General features: G+C 71.4%; 3 protein-coding genes. All 3 read right to left on the bottom strand.

The window, feature by feature from the left end; genetic code table 11:
* A partial coding sequence (locus tag ABT127_RS39255; protein ID WP_502971860.1) for a GlgB N-terminal domain-containing protein occupies positions 1-791 on the bottom strand: 791 nt, incomplete at its 3' end.
* Between the two features lie 50 nt (positions 792-841).
* Complete coding sequence (locus ABT127_RS39250) at positions 842-2,185, bottom strand: maltokinase N-terminal cap-like domain-containing protein (protein ID WP_351461377.1); 1,344 nt, start codon at positions 2,183-2,185, stop codon at positions 842-844.
* 4 nt (positions 2,186-2,189) lie between these two features.
* Positions 2,190-2,888: alpha-glucosidase C-terminal domain-containing protein (locus ABT127_RS39245; protein WP_351461374.1), on the bottom strand; the 699-nt coding region annotated here is incomplete at its 5' end.

Raw genomic sequence — 2,888 nt, 5'->3', positions numbered from 1 at the left:
AGATGGATCTCGTACACCGAGAACGGCGCCTCGTGCACCGGCCGCTCGGCACGCCGCGCCAGCCACTCCCCGTCCCGCCACTCATGACGCGAGGCCTGCACGACCGATGCCGTGGCGGGCGGCTTCTCCGTGCAGCGCGCCATGGGGTCGGCGTGCTGGCGGCGCGATCCGTCGGGGCCCAGGATCTCGAACTTGTACAGTTCGCCCTCCCCCATGCCGGGCATGAACAGCTCCCACACTCCGGAGTGTCCGAGGGACCGCATCGGGGTGGCCGTACCGTCCCAGTGGCCGAAGTCGCCGACCAGCCGTACGCCGCGCGCTCGCGGAGCCCACACCGTGAACCTTGTCCCCCGCACTCCTTGGTGCTCCATGGTCCGCGCGCCGAGCGCGGTCCACAGCTCTTCGTGACGGCCCTCCTGGATCAGGTGCAGGTCCAACTCCCCGAGGGAGGGCAGGAATCGGTACGGGTCCTCTAGCTCGACGATCGTCTCCGGATAGATGACGCGCAGGCGGTACGAGGGAACGGACGGGTGCGGCATCCGGCCCGCGAACAGCCCGTCGCCCGTGTGGGGCAGTTCCCGGACCGCGCCGTCGGTCACCACCTCGACGGCGACCGCCCCGGGGCGCAGGCAGCGCACGACCGCACCTGCCGGATCCGGATGGCAGCCGAGCAGGGAGTGCGGGTCGTGGTGCGCGCCCTCCAGCAGGCGGGCCCGGGCGTCGGCGTCGATGCGCGGAGCCGTGGCCGCTGCGGTGCGGGCGAGGGTGCCGATGACCGGGTCGGCCGTCATGAGGGCTCTTTTCGTAGGGGGCGGGGCGGGCACCGCGGGGCCTGAGCCCGTCATGGGGCGGCGGTGGCGACGAGCCGGGCCACCGCTCGCAGGGGGACGTCGATCCAGTCGGGCCGGTGGGCGGCTTCGTACAGCACTTCGTAGACGGCACGGTCCGCCTCGTAGGCCCGCAGCAGGGCGGGCACCGAGTCCGGCGCGAAGCCGCCGGACTCGCCGTAGCCGGAGCGGAACGCGGCGCGGCAGCGCTCGGCCCACTCGGGATCGTCCGGGGCGCCCATGTGTCCGGCGTAGTCGAAGGACCGCAGCATGCCGACCACGTCGCGCAGCGGCGAGCGATCGCTGCGCCGCTCGGCCATCGGCTGGGCGGGCTCGCCCTCGAAGTCGACCACGTGCCACTGCCCTCGCGCGTGGAGGACCTGTCCGAGGTGGAGGTCGCCGTGCAGGCGCTGGAGCGGCAGATCGCTGCCGGTCGAGGCCGCGGAGTAGATGCTCCGCAGACCTGCCACGTGGCGGCGCAGAGCCGGTATCGCCTCGGCGCCGTGCAGGAGTCGACGCGTCATCTCCGCGGTGAGGCAGGGCAGATGGTGCGGTTCGGGGGTACGCACGGGGAAGGCGCGGGCGAGTGCCGTGTGCAGTTCGGCGGTGGTGCGGCCCAGAGCGTGTGCCTGCTCGACGAAGTCGCGCCGCGCGGAGGCGGAGCGCAGCGCGAGCGTCCAGCCGTCGGTGGCCCGGGGGATGAACGGCTGGACCATGCCGAGCGTGCCCCAGAAGGGCGACGTCGAGAAGAACCAGGCCGTCGGCGCCGGCACCCGGGCATACCCGGAGCGGGCCAGTGCGGTGGGTACCTCCAGGTCGGGGTTGATGCCCGGCTGAATGCGGCGGAAGAGTTTGAGGATGAGGGTGTCGCCGTAGACGATCGAGGTGTTGGACTGCTCGGTGCCGACCACACGAGGTGTGAGCCCGGCGGGCACCGCCACGCGGGGGAACGATTCGAAGCGCAGATGTCCGCTGCTGCCGCCCCGGCGGATCCGGTCGAGGAGCAGGACCGCGACGCGCTGGTCGTGGACGGCGTCGTAGAGCAGCAGGGCGCGTCCGCCCGGCGCGCGCACCCGCCCCAGGACGTGCTGCCGCAGCGTCGGCGCCGGGTTGACGGCCGCGCCCAGGAACAGCTGGTAGTACGTGTCGTGCTCGCCGGGTTCTTCCGTGACCCGCACGATCAAGTGGTGGCATTCCGGGGTGAGTTCGGTGGCCGCGACGACCGTCACGGCGGTGATCCGGCCGCGGCCCGCGTACCAGCGCTGCGCGGGCAGCCACCGTCTCAGGAGTTCGTGCAGGGCCGAGGAGCCGAGCATCGGGGAGCGTGTGTCGTCGAGGACGGCCAGGGGCGTGTTCATGGCGTCAGTTCCCATCCTGCCGAGCGGCACGGGGCGTGAGCCGGCCTGCCCGCGGCAGCCGGAACCAGTAGAAGTTGTGGCCCGCCAGTGTCAGCAGGTAGGGCAGTTCGCCGATCGCGGGGAAACGGACCCCGCCGATCAGCTCCACCGGGTGGCGGCCGCTGAAGGCCTGGAGGTCCAGCTCGGTGGGCTGGGCGAAACGGGAGAAGTTGTGCACACACAGGACCAGGTCGTCCTGGTACTCCCGCAGGAACGCGATGACGGCCGGGTTCGACGACGGCAGCTCCGTGTACGAGCCCAGGCCGAAGGCCGGGTTCTGCTTGCGGATCTCGATCATCCGCCGCGTCCAGTGCAGCAGCGACGACGGCGACGACATCGACGCCTCGACATTGGTGACCTGGTAGCCGTAGACCGGATCCATGATCGTGGGCAGGAACAGACGCCCCGGATCACTGGAGGAGAACCCGGCATTGCGGTCCGGGGTCCACTGCATCGGGGTGCGCACCGCGTCACGGTCGCCCAGCCAGATGTTGTCACCCATGCCGATCTCGTCGCCGTAGTACAGGATCGGGCTGCCGGGCAGCGACAGCAGCAGCGCGGTGAACAGCTCGATCTGGTTGCGGTCGTTGTCCAGCAGCGGCGCCAGACGGCGGCGGATGCCGATGTTGGCCCGCATCCGCGGGTCCTTGGCATACTCCGCGTA

The organism is Streptomyces sp. NPDC001904 (assembly GCF_040297005.1).
In the GTDB taxonomy this organism is placed as follows: Bacteria; Actinomycetota; Actinomycetes; order Streptomycetales; family Streptomycetaceae; genus Streptomyces.
Note: the sequence above shows the minus strand (reverse complement) of the source record. Positions and strands in the feature narration are given on the sequence as shown.